1 protein-coding gene is annotated in these 584 nt (G+C 40.8%); it reads right to left on the bottom strand.

Features of this window, described 5'->3' with window-relative positions; translation table 11 throughout:
- On the bottom strand, positions 1-584 hold a 584-nt coding region (locus OS173_RS13245; protein WP_267184761.1), incomplete at both ends, for a transposase.

Here is a 584-nt window from a genome sequence, read left to right as displayed (position 1 = left end):
CTTTCCGTCTCTGACCATATAGCCACTGTCCGGGTCTGTGGTGCTTTGTTTGATTATTTTTGTTTCAGGCTTTTGTTCTTTGGCCTTAAGGGGCTTTTTTCCATGATTTTTACGATCCTCCGTTACCGACTGTTCAAGTGCCTGAATATAATCTTTACTACTTACGCGGCCTTCTGTTTCAACCCACTTGCCTTTGTTGGCATTGGCTTTGATGTGGGTTGAGTCTGTGTATAAATGATGACCTTTGATCAGCCCTTTGCCCATCGCCTGGATGACAATCTCATCGAATATTTGTTGGTATACATCTGATTCATTAAAGCGACGACGACGATTTTGACTTAAGGTCGAAGCATCTGGAATTTTCTCAAGCAAACCGAAACCTACAAACCAACGATAGGCTGTATTAACCTGAACTTCTTTGATGAGCTGGCGTTCTGAACGAACCCCAAAAATATAACCAATCAATAATAACTTAAACATCTTGGTTGGATCAAAGGCTGGACGGCCATTGTTGGAGCAATACAAATCAGCAACTAAATCATGGATAAAACTAAAATCAACGGATTGATCTATCTTTCTGACTA

Origin of the sequence: Marinicella gelatinilytica (assembly GCF_026410405.1) — a bacterium.
In the GTDB taxonomy this organism is placed as follows: domain Bacteria; phylum Pseudomonadota; class Gammaproteobacteria; order Xanthomonadales; family Marinicellaceae; genus Marinicella; species Marinicella gelatinilytica.
This window is presented reverse-complemented; position numbering and strand designations above follow the sequence as displayed.